Source organism: Angustibacter sp. Root456 (genome assembly GCF_001426435.1).
In the GTDB taxonomy this organism is placed as follows: Bacteria; Actinomycetota; Actinomycetes; order Actinomycetales; family Angustibacteraceae; genus Angustibacter.
Window position 1 is genome coordinate 153,393 of record NZ_LMER01000001.1, and the last position, 16,468, is coordinate 169,860.

At 72.7% G+C, this 16,468-nt stretch carries 12 protein-coding genes; 4 read left to right on the forward strand and 8 right to left on the reverse strand.

Annotated elements, in window-relative coordinates:
• Positions 1-6: 6 nt before the first annotated feature.
• The 8 genes from ASD06_RS00765 to ASD06_RS00805 form a co-directional block, all read right to left on the reverse strand.
• Positions 7-2,085 (reverse strand): bifunctional diguanylate cyclase/phosphodiesterase, encoded by a 2,079-nt coding sequence (locus ASD06_RS00765; protein ID WP_056671923.1) that lies wholly within the window; start codon positions 2,083-2,085, stop codon positions 7-9.
• A 180-nt stretch (positions 2,086-2,265) separates the two neighbouring features.
• A complete protein-coding gene (gene ligA / locus ASD06_RS00770) occupies positions 2,266-4,407 on the reverse strand; it encodes an NAD-dependent DNA ligase LigA (RefSeq protein ID WP_056671926.1) in 2,142 nt (713 codons plus the stop codon).
• Between the two features lie 28 nt (positions 4,408-4,435).
• On the reverse strand, positions 4,436-5,434 hold the full coding sequence (locus tag ASD06_RS00775) for a methionine synthase (protein ID WP_056671929.1): 999 nt from the start codon (positions 5,432-5,434) through the stop codon (positions 4,436-4,438).
• Positions 5,435-5,539: 105 nt separating this feature from the next.
• Positions 5,540-7,891, reverse strand: coding sequence for an immune inhibitor A domain-containing protein (locus tag ASD06_RS00780; RefSeq protein ID WP_162248019.1), 2,352 nt, complete (start codon positions 7,889-7,891; stop codon positions 5,540-5,542).
• 170 nt (positions 7,892-8,061) lie between these two features.
• Complete coding sequence (mnmA, locus tag ASD06_RS00790) at positions 8,062-9,141, reverse strand: tRNA 2-thiouridine(34) synthase MnmA (RefSeq protein ID WP_056671938.1); 1,080 nt, start codon at positions 9,139-9,141, stop codon at positions 8,062-8,064.
• Positions 9,141-10,373, reverse strand: a complete 1,233-nt coding sequence (locus tag ASD06_RS00795) for a cysteine desulfurase family protein (RefSeq protein WP_235502158.1) — start codon at positions 10,371-10,373, stop codon at positions 9,141-9,143. The genes mnmA and ASD06_RS00795 overlap by 1 nt, the downstream gene beginning before the upstream one ends.
• A 19-nt stretch (positions 10,374-10,392) precedes the next feature.
• Positions 10,393-11,340 (reverse strand): electron transfer flavoprotein subunit alpha/FixB family protein, encoded by a 948-nt coding sequence (locus tag ASD06_RS00800; RefSeq protein WP_056671941.1) that lies wholly within the window; start codon positions 11,338-11,340, stop codon positions 10,393-10,395.
• Between the two features lie 39 nt (positions 11,341-11,379).
• On the reverse strand, positions 11,380-12,171 hold the full coding sequence (locus ASD06_RS00805; protein WP_056671943.1) for an electron transfer flavoprotein subunit beta/FixA family protein: 792 nt from the start codon (positions 12,169-12,171) through the stop codon (positions 11,380-11,382).
• Positions 12,172-12,364: 193 nt separating this feature from the next.
• Between ASD06_RS00805 and ASD06_RS00810 the strand changes: the two genes are divergently transcribed.
• From ASD06_RS00810 to ASD06_RS00825, 4 genes are read left to right on the forward strand one after another with little or no spacing between them, the layout of a single operon-like run.
• Positions 12,365-13,144 (forward strand): bifunctional 2-polyprenyl-6-hydroxyphenol methylase/3-demethylubiquinol 3-O-methyltransferase UbiG, encoded by a 780-nt coding sequence (locus ASD06_RS00810; protein WP_082537558.1) that lies wholly within the window; start codon positions 12,365-12,367, stop codon positions 13,142-13,144.
• Complete coding sequence (locus ASD06_RS00815) at positions 13,141-14,691, forward strand: glycoside hydrolase family 57 protein (protein ID WP_056671946.1); 1,551 nt, start codon at positions 13,141-13,143, stop codon at positions 14,689-14,691. Before ASD06_RS00810 ends, ASD06_RS00815 begins: the two co-directional genes overlap by 4 nt.
• On the forward strand, positions 14,691-15,881 hold the full coding sequence (locus ASD06_RS00820) for a glycosyltransferase family 4 protein (RefSeq protein WP_056671949.1): 1,191 nt from the start codon (positions 14,691-14,693) through the stop codon (positions 15,879-15,881). Before ASD06_RS00815 ends, ASD06_RS00820 begins: the two co-directional genes overlap by 1 nt.
• 54 nt (positions 15,882-15,935) lie before the next feature.
• A complete protein-coding gene (locus tag ASD06_RS00825; RefSeq protein ID WP_056671951.1) occupies positions 15,936-16,319 on the forward strand; it encodes a cupin domain-containing protein in 384 nt (127 codons plus the stop codon).
• Positions 16,320-16,468: the final 149 nt, after the last annotated feature.

Consider the following 16,468-nt stretch of genomic DNA (forward strand, 5'->3'; position numbering starts at 1 on the left):
GCAAGTCTAGGGGTGGGCCGCCGGCGCCTCGTCCGCGAGCCGTCCGTCGAGCAGTCGCTCGGCGAGCCAGGTCGTCGCCGTGCGCGCCGGCATCGGCCGGGCGATGTGCCAGCCCTGGGCGCTGTCGCACGCCATGTCGGCGATGGCGTTCCACGTGACGGCCGTCTCGATCCCCTCGGCGACCACGTGCAGGCCGAGGCCGTGGGCGAGGCGCGTGGTGGCTTGCACCACCACGGCGTCCTCCTCGACGACGGCCGCCCGGCTGACGAAGCTGCGGTCGATCTTGATCTCGGCCAGGGGCAGCTCGCGCAGCAGCCGCAGCGACGACCAGCCGGTGCCGAAGTCGTCGAGCGAGAGCCGCACGCCGAGGTCGCGCAGCGACTGCAGGGTGAGGCGGGCCCGCTCCATGTCGGCCGTGAGCACGCGCTCGGTGATCTCGAGCGTGAGCAGCGACGGCGCGACGCCGTGCCGGGTCAGCAGGTCAGCCAGGCGCGCCGCCAGGGTCATGTCGAGCAGGTCGCGGAACGACACGTTGACGGCGACGGGGACGTCCATGCCGGCGTCCTGCCACATCCGCACCTGGGCCAGCGCGAGGTCGAGCACGACCTCGGTGAGGCGGTGCATGAGGCCGGACTGCTCGGCCACGGGGATGAAGTCGTCCGGTGGCACCACGCCGCGCACCGGGTGGTTCCACCGCACCAGCGCCTCGACGCCGCACACCGACTGGTCACCGAGGCGCGCCTTGGGCTGGTAGTGCAGCTCGATCTCACCGTGCTCGATGGCGTGCCGCAGGCCGCTGATCAGGCCGATGCGCGACGCCGAGTTCGCGTCGCGGCGCGGGTCGTACACCTGGACGCCGGCGCGGTCGGCCTTCGCGAGGTACATCGCGACGTCGGCGCGCGAGAACAGCACCTCGTACTCGCTGGCGTGGTCGGGCACCATCGCGACGCCGATGCTGCCTTCGAGGTCGATCAGCTGGCCGTCGATCACGAGCTCGGCGTCCAGGGCCGTGCGCAGCCGCTCGCCGATGACCACGGCGCTGGCGGCGTCGGGCACCCGTCGGGCCAGGACGGCGAACTCGTCACCGCCGAGGCGCGCCACCAGGTCGTCGGGCCGCAGGGCGCCCTCGAGCCGGGTGGCGACGCTGCGCAGCACCTGGTCTCCGACCGGGTGCCCGAGGACGTCGTTGACCTCCTTGAACCGGTCGAGGTCGAGCAGGTAGAGCGCGCACGGCTCACCGGTGCGCAGGGCCTCCTCGATGGCCTTCTCGGCCTGCAGCACCAGCATCGCGCGGTTGGCGAGCCCGGTGAGGTCGTCGTGCAGGGCCTGGTGCTCGCTGCGCCGGCTGGCGGCGGCGCTGCGGTAGATCGCGTACATCGGCACGATGGTCAGGACGACGTAGGCCGGGGCGTGCTCCATCAGGACCACGACGAGCGGCCCGAGGCCGAACTGCGCCGACGACACCATCGACTGGAAGCGCAGGTCCGACAGCAGGGCCGTCCACGGCGACTGGCCCGAGACCAGGCTGACCGCGACGGCGACGAGCGCGTCGTTGACCGCGAAGCACGACAACGCCACCACCCCGACGAGCAGGAGGTCCAGCAGCGTCGTCGGCGTCCACGGGGTGGCGAGCGAGGGATGGATGCCGAGGGCCGCGAGCACCGCCCAGCCCGCGGTGACGCTCAGGGTGTACTGGCCGACGTTGAAGAGGGTGCGCCACCAGGCCCTGCGCTCGACCGTTCCGGCGACCACGGTGGCCACGGCGTGCAGCACGGCGGCCGGCAGCAGCCCGAAGTGCAGCAGCACGGGGAACACGAACGTGGCCGAGAGCGCGACCCCCATGGGGTCGTGCACGTGCGAGCCGATCACCGGCCGCAGCTCGCCCAGCACCACCAGGACGAAGCAGGTGGCCAGGGCGAGCTGCTGGCCGTGCGGCATGGCCCACAGGTCGCCCGGGCGCAGGCCGGCCGCTGCGCCGACGAGCACCGCCAGCCCGGCGACGACCACGGTCGCCACGTAGGCCGCCAGCTGGTGCGGCCGGTCGGCCGAGCGCACGCTGTTGCGCGCGTCGCCGCCTGCGCCCACGCCGTCTCCCCGATGCCGTCTGGATGCCGTCTCGATGCCGTCTCGATGCCGTCTCGAGGCCGTCTGGATGCGGTCTCGATGCGGGCTCGATGCCGCCTCCGCACGCCGTCGACCAGGCGTCACCGTGCAGGTCGGCACGGCCTGGGCTCACCTGAGCAGTTCGAGCGGTGCGTCGCCCGATCAGTCGACGCTCGGCGGTGGCCCCTGCTCGAGCAGCTGTCGGAAGCCGGCCTCGTCGAGCACGGGCACGCCGAGCTGCACGGCCTTGTCGTGCTTGCTGCCCGGGCTCTCCCCCACGACGACGAACGACGTCTTCTTCGACACGCTCCCTGAGGCCTTGCCGCCGCGAGCCAGGATCGCCTCCTTGGCCTCGTCACGGCTGAAGCCCTCGAGCGAACCGGTCACGACGATGGTGAGGCCCTCGAGCGTGCGCGGCACGGACGCGTCGCGCTCGTCGGCCATGCGCACGCCGGCCCGCGCCCACTTCTCGACCACGTCGCGGTGCCAGTCGACCTCGAACCACTCGCGGACCGCCTCGGCGATGACGGGGCCGACGCCCTCGACGGCGGCGAGCTGCTCCTGCGTGGCGGAGCGGATCGCCTCGATGCTGCCCAGCTCGGTCGCGAGGGCTCGGGCGGCCGTGGGGCCGACGTGGCGGATGGACAGCGCCACGAGCACGCGCCACAGCGGCTGGGACCTCGCCTGCTCGAGGTTCGCGAGCAGCTTGGCGCCGTTCGCCGTGAGCTCGCCGTCCTTGCGGGTGTAGAGCGGCACCTGGCGCAGGTCGTCGGCGGTGAGCCCGAACACGTCGCCCTCGTCGTGCACCACGCCGGCGTCGAGCAGTGCCTGCGCGGCCTCCCAGCCCATGGCCTCGATGTCGAAGGCACCGCGGGAGGCGACGTGGAACAGCCGCTCGCGCAGCTGGGCCGGGCACGACCTGGAGTTGGGGCAGCGGATGTCGACGTCGCCCTCGCGCTGCGGGCGCAGCTCGGTGCCGCAGCTCGGGCAGTGCGTCGGCATGACGAACTCGCGGGCGTCATCCGGCCGCAGCGCCACGACCGGACCGAGCACCTCGGGGATGACGTCGCCGGCCTTGCGCAGCACGACGGTGTCGCCGATCAGCACGCCCTTGCGGCGTACCTCGTCGGCGTTGTGCAGCGTCGCCATCTCGACCGTGGATCCGGAGACGAGCACCGGCTCCATCACCGCGTACGGCGTGACGCGGCCGGTGCGCCCCACGTTGACCCGGATGTCGAGCAGCGTGGTGTTGACCTCTTCGGGGGGGTACTTGTACGCGATGGCCCACCGGGGCGCGCGGCTGGTCGAGCCGAGCCGGCGTTGCACCGAGAGCGCGTCGACCTTCACGACGACGCCGTCGATCTCGTGCTCGACGTCGTGCCGGTGCTCGCCGTGGTGCGCGACGTAGGCGAGCACCTCCTCGACCTCCGATACCACGCGCGTGCGCGGGCTGACCGGCAGGCCCCACCGCGCGAGCAGCTCGTACGCCTGGGACTGCGTGGACAGCTCGATGCCGTGCTGCTCGAACCCGCGACGAGCACCGATGCCGTGCACGATCAGGCGCAGCGGGCGCGACGCCGTGACCTTGGGGTCCTTCTGTCGCAGCGAGCCCGACGCCGCGTTGCGCGGGTTGGCGAACGGCGCCCGGCCGGCCTCGACCAGCGCCGCGTTGAGCTCAGCGAAGTCGGCGGTCGGGAAGTACACCTCGCCGCGCACCTCGACGAGCTCGGGCACGTCGTCGCCCTCGAGCTGGCTCGGGACGCCGCGCAGCGTGCGCACGTTCAAGGTGACGTCCTCGCCGGTACGCCCGTCGCCGCGGGTGGCGGCGCGCACCAGGCGGCCACGCTCGTAGACCAGGTCGATGGCCAGGCCGTCGATCTTCAGCTCGCACAGCCACGCGATGGCCCTGCCTGCCGAGCTGCCGGCGTCGCGCACGACGCGGTCGCACCACGCGCGGAGCTCCTCGATGCTGAAGACGTTGTCGAGGCTCAGCATCCGCTCGAGGTGGTCGACCGCGGTGAACTCAGTCGAGAAGGTCCCACCGACCACCTGGGTGGGGCTGTCGGGCGTGCGCAGGCCGGGATGGGCGTCCTCGAGCTGCTCGAGCTCGCGCAGCAGGGCGTCGAACTCGCCGTCGCTGACCGTCGGCGCCTCGCGGACGTAGTAGGCGAAGCGGTGCCCCTCGATCTGCTCGGCCAGCTCGGCCCAGCGGTGCCGGACGTCGTCCGGGAGGTGCTCGTCGCTGCTCGCGGCCGTGGTCTGCTTCGTCGGGTGCCGCGCGGTGGTCTCGCTCACGCACGTCATTGTGCCGGGTGGCACCGACAGCCACCCGTCAGGCGAGGGCGCGCTCGGTGAGCTCCGCGGCCACCTCGGTGCACCGTCGCACGGCGGCGCGAGCACCGGCCGGCGAGGCACCGGCGAGCCCGCACGTGGGGGTGACCACCACGGCGGCCAGGTCTCGCACCGGCAGGCCGACGTCACGCCAGCGTGCGGTCAGGACGTCGGCCACCTGGCGAGTCGCCGGCACGTCGCCCACCGTCGGTAGAGCACCCGCCCAGAGCCCCACTCCTGCCTCGACGGCCGCAGCGACGGACTCCCAGCCGGACGCGTCGAGCAGGGTGACGTCCAGCGACACCGCGCCCGCCCCGCTGTCGCGCAGCAGCGCGATCGGCACGTCCTCGGCACAGCAGTGCACGACGGTCGACGCACCAGCGTCGCGGGCGGCCTCCAGCACCGCGGCCAGACCCTCGCGGACCTCCGGGGCGCCGATCGCGGGCACCCGGCCGTAGCCCGACACGGTCGGGAGCCGACCGTCGAGCACCGCAGGCAGCGACGGCTCGTCGAGCTGCAGCACGACATCGGCTCCCGGCACGAGCCGGGCCACCTCGGCCACGAGGGCCGCTCCCGATTCGCGGCTGGACTGGACGAGGTCACGCACCGCTCCGGCGTCCGTGAGCGCGCGCTCCCCGCGCGGCAACTGCAGTGAGGCGGCCAGGGTCCACGGGCCAGCCAGCTGCACCTTCAGCCGGCCGGCGTAGCCGTCGAACGCCTCGGCGAGGCGCTCGAGATCCTCACGCCAGAAGGCCTGAGCCCGCGCGAGGTCGCGGCCCGGGCGGTCGACGAGTCGCCAGCCCGACGGCTGCAGGTCGACCGCCAGCCCGACCAGCCGAGCGGCCGCGCGGCCGATGAGGTCGGCGCCCTGGCCTCGAGCCGGCAGCTCCGGTAGGTGCGGCAGCTGCTCGAGCTCGCCGCGGATGACGGCGAGCGCCTCACCGACGTCCGTACCGGGCCACGAGCCGATGCCGGTCGCGATGGCGGCGGGAGCTGGCATGGCCCTGACCCTACGGGGGCGCTCCGCCGGTCGGGTGCCTCACCCCGCACGCGGGCAGGGCCCGAGACCGCGAAGGTCTCGGGCCCTGCCGCGTCAGCGAGCGGTTCAGCGACCGCCGGGCTGGGTCACGCCGTTCACCTTGAGGGTGTACAGCGCGTTCTTGGTGGCGGACTCGCTCGGGTCGTCAACCGTCACGATGACGCCCACCTGCTTGGCGTTGCCGAGCAGCTTGCGCAGCTGGTGCGACCAGAGGTACGCCGCACCGTGCCGCAGCTTGACCTGGCCGAGGTAGACCTTCTTGTGGTCGTCCCAGCCGACGAGCTGCAGGCTCCAGCCGCTGACGGGGGTCGGGTAGACCTGCGTCGCGGACTTGAAGTCAGCCACCGACGAGCCGTCGGAGACCGTGGTGCCGCCGACCGTGACGTCGTCGACCCACCAGCCGGCCGGGTCGCCGTTGTTGCCTTCTGACGCCGCATCGGTCAGGTAGCGGAACGACAGCAGGATCGTCTGACCCGCGTACTTCGACAGGTCGAACGACTCCGACTTCCACTCGGTCTGCAGACCGGTGAAGCCCGGGAGCTGGGCGACGATGTTGCTCGCCGCATCGGGGTCGTGGTCGCTCGTGGTGTCAGCGTTGGCGAGCGAGGTGTAGGTCTTGCCACCGTCGGTGGAGACCTGCACCGTCGCGAAGTCCCAGCTCTGCTCGATGTTGAACTTCGTCGAGAAGGTCAGCGTCGGGTTGTCGGCCGGTACGGTCACGCTGGTCACCGCGGCCCGGTCGAGCTCGTTGCCGCTCCCGGAGTAGAGGGCCGCGTTGCCCTCGCGGGCGTTGGCGTCCACCGTCCAGCCGAGCGGGTCGGGGGCGTAGGTGGCGTCACCCTTGAAGTACAGGCTGCGCAGGTCGCGAGCGCTCAGCACCTTGGTGCCGCGGGTCGGCTGCACGTAGTCCGAGCCGTTGGGCGGAGCGCCCGGCGAGTCGTACGAGCCCGGCCAGGCCCAGTCGATGCCGGCGTAGAGCTGGCTCGCCTGGTAGGCGTTCGTCGTCGAGTGGTGCTCGCCGTGGCCCTTCTCGTGGCCCTCGTCGTGGCCCTTGCTCTTGCCACGGTCGTCGTCGTCGTTGCCGTACCACCCGTGGTTCGCGTAGTGGCCGTTCAGGACCAGGCGCGCGCCGTCGTCCTGGAAGGCGTCGACGGCGAGCATGGCCGCCCACTGGTTGATGAACTGGCTCACCGACAGGTGCGTCTTCTTGCTGTCGAGCAGCGCCTGCAGCGAGTCGAGGCCGTTGCGGTCAGCGTCGTTGTGCAAGAACGTGATGGCGTCACGGCCGAAGCGGTTCTCGATGTAGGTGATCATCGAGTAGGCAGCGCCGTAGTCGCTGAGGATCGAGGGACTGCCCTGGTCACCCCACTCCGTCAGCGAGTTCTCCGCACCGCAGTACGGGAAGGAGCTGGTGCCCGAGAAGCCGTAGAAGCAGTTGAGGTGGCTGTCGGCGCCGGTCTGGCCGTAGGGAATCGTCGTGTCGACGTACCCGACGATCGTCTGCGCGTAGTCCGACAGGCCCTCGTTCATCCACGAGGTCTCACCCGGCGACGCGTAGGACTCCAGCAGGTGCTGGTACTCGTGGGCGAACGTGCCCTCGTACAGCCGCGGGCGCGGGGTGAGGGCGTTGCCGCAACCGTCGGTGCCCGGCTGGGGGTTCGCGCCGGTGCGCTGCGCCCAGTCGTAGCTGTCGATCGTCATGGTGTTGCGGTCGTAGAAGTAGTTGAACGTGGGCGAGAAGAAGCCCGCGATGTACGTCGCGCCGTCCGGGGTGCTCGGCGCGTAGTAGTTGGCGTCGCGGACGTTGGAGATCAGCGCGAGCGTCTTGTCACCGTCGCCGACGAACGGCTGGGAGGCCTCGTTCTCCGCAGTGTCGGGGTCGTCTGCGGTGTTCAAGGGTGAGTTGCTGCCATCGCGGTCGGGCGCGACGGAGAAGAACTGCGACTCCTTGGGCAGCATGTTGGTGTCGAACTCGTCGACCAGTGACTGCACCTGCGCGTCGGTGACGACGTTGACGTTGCCGTCGTTACGGCAGTCGCCGGCCGGGTAGTCCAGGTTGTCCTGCACCCAGGCCTCGATGTGCTGCCCGACCGCGCGCAGAGTGAACGTCTGCGCGATGTACCGGCCGTTGTAGTCGTCCAGCACGTAGTACACGCGCTGGGTGCCGACCGGCGGCGTCTTGCTGGCGGCGGCCGCGAACGTGCGCATGGCCGCCCGCCGGGAAGCCTTCGGCATGGCCGCCTTCAGGGCGGCGATCTCCTTCTTCGTCGGCGTTCGCTTGAGCATCTCCGCCGACGGTTCGCGGATGTCGCCCTTCTTGCCGTTCGCGGTGCCGGCCTTGGTTGCGGCGGGTACCGAGCTGGCGGCCGAGGCGCTGACGGCGGTGACGCCGCTCAGGGCCAGGGCCAGGGCACTCAAGCCTGCGGCTGCTGCCCAGGTCGAGCGTGAGCCAATCCTTCGGGACATGTAGACGTCCTGTCTGGTCAGGACGTGCCCCCTTGCCCCACGGCTTGTCGCAAGCGGGGCACGTCGCCTTCACGTGGTCGGCAGCCAACCACCATTTGGCGTACCTGTGAAGTCCCTGTGACTCAGCGTGAAGCGTTCGTGATGGTGGCCGAGCCCATCACGCGGGTGCCGGAGTAGAGCACGACGGCCTGCCCGGGCGCGACACCCCGCAAGGGCACGCGCAGCGTCACCTCGAGCGCGTCGCCGTCACCCAGCACGGCGACCGCAGGCACGGCCTCACCGTGGGCGCGGACCTGCGCCGAGACCTCGACGGACCCTACCGGCGCGGGTCCGCACCAGCGGGGCCGCGCACCGACCAGCCGCGTGACGTCCAGGCTCTCGGCCGGCCCGACCACGACCGTTCCCTCTTTCGGCCGAATGTCGAGCACGTAGCGTGGCCGGCCATCGGGAGCCGGTCGCCCGATCCGCAGGCCCTTGCGCTGGCCGATCGTGAACCCGTACGCGCCGTCGTGGGTGCCGATCTCGACGCCGTCCTCGTCCTCGATGCGTCCCGGCTGCGCTCCCAGCCGCTGCTCGAGCCAGCCGCGGGTGTCGCCGTCGGCGATGAAGCAGATGTCGTGGCTGTCGGGCTTGTCGGCCACGGCCAGCCCCCGGCGCGACGCCTCGCCGCGCACCGCGGACTTCAGCGAGTCACCGAGCGGAAACACCGCCCGGGTCAGCTGCTCGGCGGTGAGCACGCCGAGCACGTACGACTGGTCCTTGTCGGGGTCGGCTGCGCGGTGCAGCGACGGCGTGCCGTCGTCGGCCCGCTCGACCCGCGCGTAGTGCCCGGTGCACAGCGCGTCGAAACCCAGACCCACGGCCTTGTCGAGCAGCGCCGAGAACTTGATCTTCTCGTTGCAGCGCAGGCACGGGTTGGGGGTGCGGCCCGCCGCGTACTCGGCGACGAAGTCGTCGACGACGGCCTCGGTGAACTGCTCCGACAGGTCCCACACGTAGAACGGGATGCCCAGCACGTCGGCCGCGCGGCGGGCGTCGTGCGCGTCCTCGACCGTGCAGCAGCCGCGCGCACCGGTGCGCAGCGTCGCCCGCTGGCGGGAGAGCGCGAGGTGGACGCCCACGACCTCGTGACCGGCGTCGACGGCGCGGGCTGCGGCGACGGCCGAGTCGACCCCACCACTCATCGCGGCCAGCACCCGCATCAGGCCACGCCCTCACCGGTCGGCACCGGCAGGGCCGCTCCACGAGCCCGCGCGACGGCGGCGGGCAGCGCGCCCACCGCAGCCTCGACGTCCCGCTCGGTGCTGGTGTGGCCCAGCGAGAGGCGCAGCGCGCCGCGCACCAGCGGCTCGTCGAGGCCCATGGCCACCAGCACGTGGCTCGGCTGCGGCACGCCGGCGGAGCACGCGGAGCCGGTCGAGCACTGCACTCCCGCGGCGTCCAGCAGGTAGAGCAGGGAGTCGCCGTCGCAGCCGGCGAACGACAGGTGGGCCAGGCCGGGCAGCCGTCCCGCCGGGTCGGGATCGCCGTTGACGACGACGTCGGGCACGGCTGCGCGCACACCGGACACCAGCGCCGAGCGCAGCGCGGTGAGCCGGGCCACGGTGCGCGGGAGCCGCTGGACGGCGACGGCGGCCGCGACGGCGAAGGCCCGGATCGCCGGCTCGTCGAGGGTGCCACTGCGCACCTGCCGTTCCTGGCCACCGCCGTGCAGCAGCGGGGTCAGTGGCGCAGCCCGGACGGCGAGCAGCGCGCCCACCCCGACGGGGCCGCCCAGCTTGTGGCCGGTGACGGTCATGAGGTCGACGCCACTGGCGGCGAAGTCGAGCGGCACCTGACCCACGGCCTGCACGGCGTCGGTGTGCACGGGGATGCCGTGCTCGTGGGCGAGCTCGGCGACCTCGCGCACGGGCTGGACGGTGCCCACCTCGTTGTTGGCCCACATCACGCTGAGCACGGCCACCCGGCCGGGGTCGCGCTCGATGCACGCGCGGGCGGCGTCGAGGTCGAGGCGCCCGAGCCCGTCGACCGGCAGCAGCTCGAGCTCGGCGTCCTCGTGGTCGGCGATCCACTGCGCGCTGTCGAGCACGGCGTGGTGCTCGACGGCGCTCACCAGCACCCGACGGCGGCGAGGGTCGTCAGCGCGTCGCGCGCGGTAGGCACCGATCACCGCGAGGTTGTCAGCCTCCGTGCCGCCGCTGGTGAACACGACCTCGCTCGGCCCGGCGCCGAGCGCGGCCGCCAGCTGCTCGCGGGACTCCTCCACGACGCGCCGCGCCCGGCGGCCGGCCGTGTGCAGTGACGACGGGTTGCCGACCACGCCGAGCTCCTCGACCATCGCCTCGATGGCCTCGGGGAGCATCGGCGTGGTCGCCGCGTGGTCGAGGTAGACGTCCGCCGGACGCGTAGGGTCGCTCGGGGGCTGGCTCGTCACCCAGGAAGTCTAAGCCGGGTCAGCCCTTGGCCTTCTCGATCGCCTCGGTGGCCTGGGGAAGCACGGCGAACAGGTCGCCGACGACGCCGAAGTCGACGAGCTCGAAGATCGGCGCCTCCTCGTCCTTGTTGACCGCGACGATCGTCTTGGACGTCTGCATGCCCGCGCGGTGCTGGATCGCACCGGAGATGCCGTTGGCGACGTAGAGCTGCGGCGACACGGTCTTGCCGGTCTGACCGACCTGGTTGGCGTGCGGGTACCAGCCGGCGTCGACCGCAGCGCGTGAGGCTCCGACGGCCGCGCCCAGGGCGTCGGCGAAGGCCTCGACCGGGCCGAAGTCGCCGTTGGTGCCGCGGCCACCGGACACGACGATGGCGGCCTCGGTGAGCTCGGGGCGACCGGACTTCTCCCGCGGCTTGGTCTCGGTGATCCGCGCTGCCTTCGCGGCGTCCGACACGGTCGGCTCGAACACCTCGTCGGCCGCGGCCGCCGGAGCGGCCTCGGGCGTGGCCGAGTTCGGCTTGACCGTGATGATCGGCGTGCCCGTGGTGACCTTGGCCTTGACGGTGTAGGAGCCGGCGAACACCGACTGGGTAGTGGTGAGGTCGGCATCGACTCCCACGGCGTCGGTGATCAGGCCCGACCCGGTCTTGATGGCCAGGCGAGCCGCGATCTCCTTGCCCTCGGCGCTCGCGGCGATGAGCACCGCAGCGGGGCTGGTGCGCTCGACGAGCTGGGCCAGCGCCTCGGCCGTCGGCGCCACCAGGTAGTCGGTGACGTCGGACGACTCGATGCGGTAGACCTTCGCGGCGCCGTACTGCGCGAGGGTCTCGCGCGCGGCGTCGAAGCCGCTGCCCACGAACACGGCAGCCGGCTCGCCGAGCTGGCGGGCGATGGTGAGCAGCTCGGTGGTGGTCTTGCGAACGGCACCGTCGACGTGGTCGACGAGCACGAGGACGTCGCTCATGGATGTGCTCCTTGCCTGATCGGCGGGTGGTCGGCGGGCTCAGACGAACTTGCGGGAGACCAGGAACTCGGCGAGCTGGCTACCGCCGTCGCCCTCGTCGGTGACGACCTGGCCCTTCTCACGCGGCGGCCGCGCGGCAACGGCCTCGACGGTGGTCCAGGCCGCGGCGAGGCCGACGTCACCGGCGTCCACGCCGAGGTCGGCCAGCGACCAGGTCTGCACCGGCTTCTTCTTGGCCGCCATGATGCCCTTGAACGACGGGTACCGCGGCTCGTTGATCTGGTCGGTGACGCTCACGACCGCAGGCAGCGAGGCCGAGATGGTCTGGGTCGAGGCGTCGCCGTCGCGGCGGATGGTCACGCCGTCACCCTCGACGGTGAGCTCGCTGGCGTAGGTGACCTGCGGCAGGCCGAGGCGCTCGGCGAGCATCGCGGGCACGACGCTCATCGTGCCGTCGGTCGAGGCCATACCGGTGAGCACGAGGTCGACCTGACCGGCCTCACGCAGCTTCTCGACCGCCTTGGCCAGCACCAGCGAGGTGCCCACGGCGTCCGAGCCGGCGATCGCGTCGTCCTGCACGTGCACGCCGGCGTGCGCGCCCATCTGCAGGGACTTCTTGATCGCCTCGGCCGCCTGCTCCGGACCCACGGTGAGCACCGTCACCTCACCCTCGCCGGCCTCGACGATCTTCAGCGCCTCCTCGACGGCGTACTCGTCGAGCTCGGACAGCCGGCCGTCGACCCCCACGCGGTCGGTGGTGTGGTCGCCCTCTTCGAAGGTCCGGTCGGCCTGGGCGTCCGGCACGTACTTCACACACACGACGACGTTCATGGTCGGCTGAGACCTCCTGGACTAGACGGCAACCCGGACCCAGCCTGCCAGGCGGCGCGGACAGCAGCACCACCGGACTGGCGGCGCCCGATCTCGCCGTCGATGTTACCGGCGGGTAACGTCAGGGCAAGCCAGGCGCCGGTGAGGCCGGTCACACTGGCCGGGCCGGTAGATTCACGCCGGCACAGCCGCGGTGCGTGGAGAGGGTGAACGAGCGATCAGCGACACGGCCGACCCTGCGGCCCCCGTCCTCACCGGTGAGCGCACGGCGCCCGGCATCTGGCACGAGACCTACTGGTTCGCCCGCCACGAGGTGGCCTACGGGGCGCTGGCCCCTCGCTGTCGTGACCGCGTGGTGCTCGACGCCGGCTGCGGTGAGGGCTACGGCTGCGCGGCCGTGGGTGAGGTCGCGGCCGCGGTGCTGGGCGCCGACTACGACGCGCCGGCCCTGGACCGCGCCCGGCGTCGCCATCGCGGGGCGACCTTCCTCCGCACCAACCTGGTGGCGCTGCCAGTGGCGGACGCCGCCGTGGACGTCGTCCTCAGCCTGCAGGTCATCGAGCACATCTGGTCGCCCGACCAGCTGCTGGCCGAGACGGTGCGCGTGCTGCGACCCGGTGGCCTGCTCGCGCTCACGACCCCGAACCGCGAGACGTTCTCCCCAGGACTGGCACGCGGGGAACCACCGACGAACCCGTTCCACGTGCGCGAGTACGACGCCGAGGAGCTCGGCGCCCTCGTCGGCAGGCACCTGGACGTCGTGAGCCTCGGGGGTGTGCACGCGGGGCCGCGACTGCGAGAGCTCGACGAGCGGTTCGGTGGGTTCGTGAGCGCACAGCTGGCGAAGGAGCCGCAGTCGTGGGCGCCTGGCCTCGCCCAGGCCGTCGTGTCGGTGACGCCCGACGACTTCGAGGTGCGGCCCGCCGACGCGGACGGCGCACTCGACCTGCTCGTGCTGGCGGTGCCTCGGTGAGCACGCACCGTCCGGTCGGCAGCTTCGCGCTCGTGCTGCACACGCACCTGCCCTGGGTGGCGCACCACGGCGTCTGGCCGGTCGGCGAGGAGTGGCTGTACCAGGCGTGGGCGGGGTCCTACCTGCCGCTCACCCGGGTGCTGACGGAGCTGGCCGCCGAGGGCCGGCGCGACGTGCTGACTCTCGGCGTCACCCCTGTGCTCGCCGCGCAGCTCGACGACGCCTACTGCCTCAACGGTTTTCGGTCGTGGTTGGGCCTGTGGCAGCTGCGCGCCGAGGAGCTCGCGAGCCGACCCGAGCGCCATCTTCGCGACCTCTCGAGCGTGGAGTTCCGGGCGGCCACCACAGCGGTCGGTGAGCTGGACACCCTGTGGCGCAACGGCTCCGCGCCCGTGCTGCGATCCCTTGCCGACTCCGGCGTCGTCGAGCTGATGGGTGGGCCGGCGACGCACCCGTTCCTCCCCCTCCTCGAGCCGGAGGTCACCCGCACCGCCCTGCACGTCGGCCTGGACGACGCACGCGGGCGCCGCGGCCAGCGCCCGGCCGGTGTGTGGGCTCCGGAGTGCGGGTACTCCCCCGGCCTGGAGCAGACGTTCGCCGCTGCCGGCGTCACGCACTTCGTGGTCGACGAGGAGACCCTCTGCGCCGCCGGCGTCCCGACGGCGGGGGCGTGGCTCGTGGGTGACAGCGACGTGGCGGTGTTCGCTCGCGACCTGTCGGTCACCGATCGGATCTGGAGCTCGCGCACCGGCTACCCCAGCGGCGCCGACTACCGGGACTTCCACGCCCTGGACCACCCGTCGGGCACGCGTCCCTTCCGGGTGACCGGGCCGGGCGTCGGGGGCGCGGACAAGCAGCCGTACGACCCGGCGCGCGCGGCTGCGGCGGTGGAGCGGGACGCCCAGGACTTCGTGCGACGCGTGCGCGACCGGCTGATCGAGCTCGCCGCCCGGGACGGGCAGCGAGGGCTCGTCGTCGCCGCCTACGACACCGAGCTGTTCGGGCACTGGTGGCACGAGGGGCCCGCCTTCCTGGCCCGGGTGCTGCGGCTGCTGCCCCAGGCCGGCGTCGAGGTGACCACGCTGCGCGGGGCCCTCGAACGCGGGGCGGTGCGCGGCCGCGTCGACCTGCCGGCCGGGTCGTGGGGCGCCGGCAAGGACTTTCGCGTGTGGGCCGGTGAGGCCGTGCGACCGCTGGTGGACGAGGGCTTCTGGGTGCAGCGGCGGCTGCTCGACCTGCTCGCCCGTGAACGCGATCGGGGCGGGTTCGGCACGCGTCGCGCAGACCTCGACCAGCTCGTGCGGCAGGCGCTGCTGGCCCTCTCCAGCGACTGGGCCTTCATGGTGACGCGCGACCAGGCCGCCGAGTACGCCTGGCGTCGCGCCGACGAGCACCGGTTGGCCTTCCACCGGCTGGCCGAGCTGATCGAGCGCGAGGACCCGGCGGTCGCGGCCGAGACGGCCCGGCAGCGCGCCGTCGACGCACCGTTCGGCTCGCTCGACGCGCGCGCCCTCGTCGGGGGCGGCCTGGTCGGGCGGAGGCTGTAGTGCGGGTCCTGCACGTCACGTCCGAGTACCCGCCGGTGCTGCACGGCGGTCTGGGCCGGCACGTCGACGAGCTCACCCGAGCGCAGGTCGCCATCGGCCACGAGGTGCACGTGATCGCGCCCGCGGACGACGTCGTCGACGGCGCGCGGCCGGCGGCGCCCACGCAGGAACGGTGCCACGGCGTGGCCGTGTGCCGGGTCCGGGCCGCAACGACGACGCGGGGTGGTGACCTCGTCGCGGCCGTGACCGGCACCCAGCAACGCATGGCGCAGGTCGCCAAGACGCTGCCCGACGTCGACGTCGTCCACGCGCACGACTGGATGACGGCCGAGGCGGCGAGGGCGATCGCGTCGGCGCGCCGCGTGCCCTTCGTGCTCACGCTGCACGCCACCGAGCTCGGACGCCGGTCCGGTCGGCTCGACGATCCGCTGCACCGCGCGGTCCACGCCGCCGAGCGCGCGGCCGTCGGCTGCGCCGACCGCGTCGTCGTCTGCTCGACCGCGATGCGCGAGGAGGCGATGGCGCACGGGGCCCGGCCGAGCGCCGTCCACGTCGTCCCCGGTGGCGTCGACGTCAACCGCTGGCAGGTCGACCCGACAACGGCCGCGACGGCACGGCGACGCTGGGCGGCCGGTGCACCCCACCTCGTCGTCGGCGCCGGCCGGCTGGAGTGGGAGAAGGGGTTCTCGACGCTGCTCCGCGCGCTGCCCACCCTGCTCGCCGCCCGACCCGGGACGCGGGTGGTGCTGGCCGGCCGCGGCTCGTACGAGCCGGTGCTCGTCGATCTGGCGAGGGAGCTCGCAGTCGCCGACCGGTTGGTGCGCCCCGGCCGGCTGGGCTCCAGCGACCTCGCCGCGCTGTTCGCGGCAGCTGACGCCGTCGTGGTGCCGAGCCGCTACGAACCCTTCGGCCTGGCGGCGTTGGAGGCTCAGGCTGCCGGCGCACCCGTCGTCGTCGCACGCACCGGTGGGCTCGCCGGCCTGGTGGAGGACGGCGTCACCGGGCGCGTCATCGAGCCTGGCGACGTCGACCGGCTGGCCGAGGTGCTCGCCGAGCTGCTGGGCGATCTGCCGCTGCGGCAGCGCCTCGGCGCCGCAGCCCGCGCGAGTGCCACCGCCAGGCAGTGGCACAGCGTGGCCGCGACCCTGCTCGAGGTCTATGCCCTTCCGCCGGCGGGGGCGGCGTCCTAGCCTCGACACAGCGGGGCGAGGGTGGGGCAGTGAGGGTGCGCAGAGAGGCAGACCATGAGCGACCACGACGTGACGTGCGTTCACCCGGCCGACCGCGTCGTGGCCGACCCCACACCGGGCAAGCTGCGCGAGCAGGCGATCGCGGTCGACGGGCTCTGGTCGGGGCTGGTGCGCACCCAGGCGGGTGAGACGTCCGGCTGGCACCACCACGGCGACCACGACACGTCCGTGTACGTCATTGCGGGCAACGTGCGCGTCGAGTTCGGCCCGGACGGCGGCCGATCCGTCGATGCCGGTCCCGGCGACTTCCTGCACATCCCCCGGCACGTCGTGCACCGCGAGGGCAACACCGGGTCGACCACGTCTGAGGAGATCGTCACCCGCTCGGGCACCGGCCCGGTCACCATCAACGTCGACGGACCCTCGCCCGCCACGTGACCTACAGCTGCTCATCGCGTCGCGGGACGAGCCATTGCTGGACGAGGCGGTGGATGAGGTGGTTGGCGCGGTGGGGCGGTAGGGGTTGGTCTGGTGGGTCTGTTGAGCTGGTGTCCCAGACGACGGTTCCGTTGATGAGTTGTGCGGTG

Bases quoted from the DNA above. Each gene is read 5' to 3' on its own strand.
- ASD06_RS00805 (WP_056671943.1), bottom strand. From the start codon at position 12,171: ATGAACGTCGTCGTGTGTGTGAAGTACGTGCCGGACGCCCAGGCCGAC.
- mnmA (WP_056671938.1), bottom strand. From the start codon at position 9,141: ATGCGGGTGCTGGCCGCGATGAGTGGTGGGGTCGACTCGGCCGTCGCC.
- ASD06_RS00775 (WP_056671929.1), bottom strand. From the start codon at position 5,434: ATGCCAGCTCCCGCCGCCATCGCGACCGGCATCGGCTCGTGGCCCGGT.
- ASD06_RS00825 (WP_056671951.1), top strand. From the start codon at position 15,936: ATGAGCGACCACGACGTGACGTGCGTTCACCCGGCCGACCGCGTCGTG.
- ASD06_RS00800 (WP_056671941.1), bottom strand. From the start codon at position 11,340: ATGAGCGACGTCCTCGTGCTCGTCGACCACGTCGACGGTGCCGTTCGC.
- ligA (WP_056671926.1), bottom strand. From the start codon at position 4,407: ATGACGTGCGTGAGCGAGACCACCGCGCGGCACCCGACGAAGCAGACC.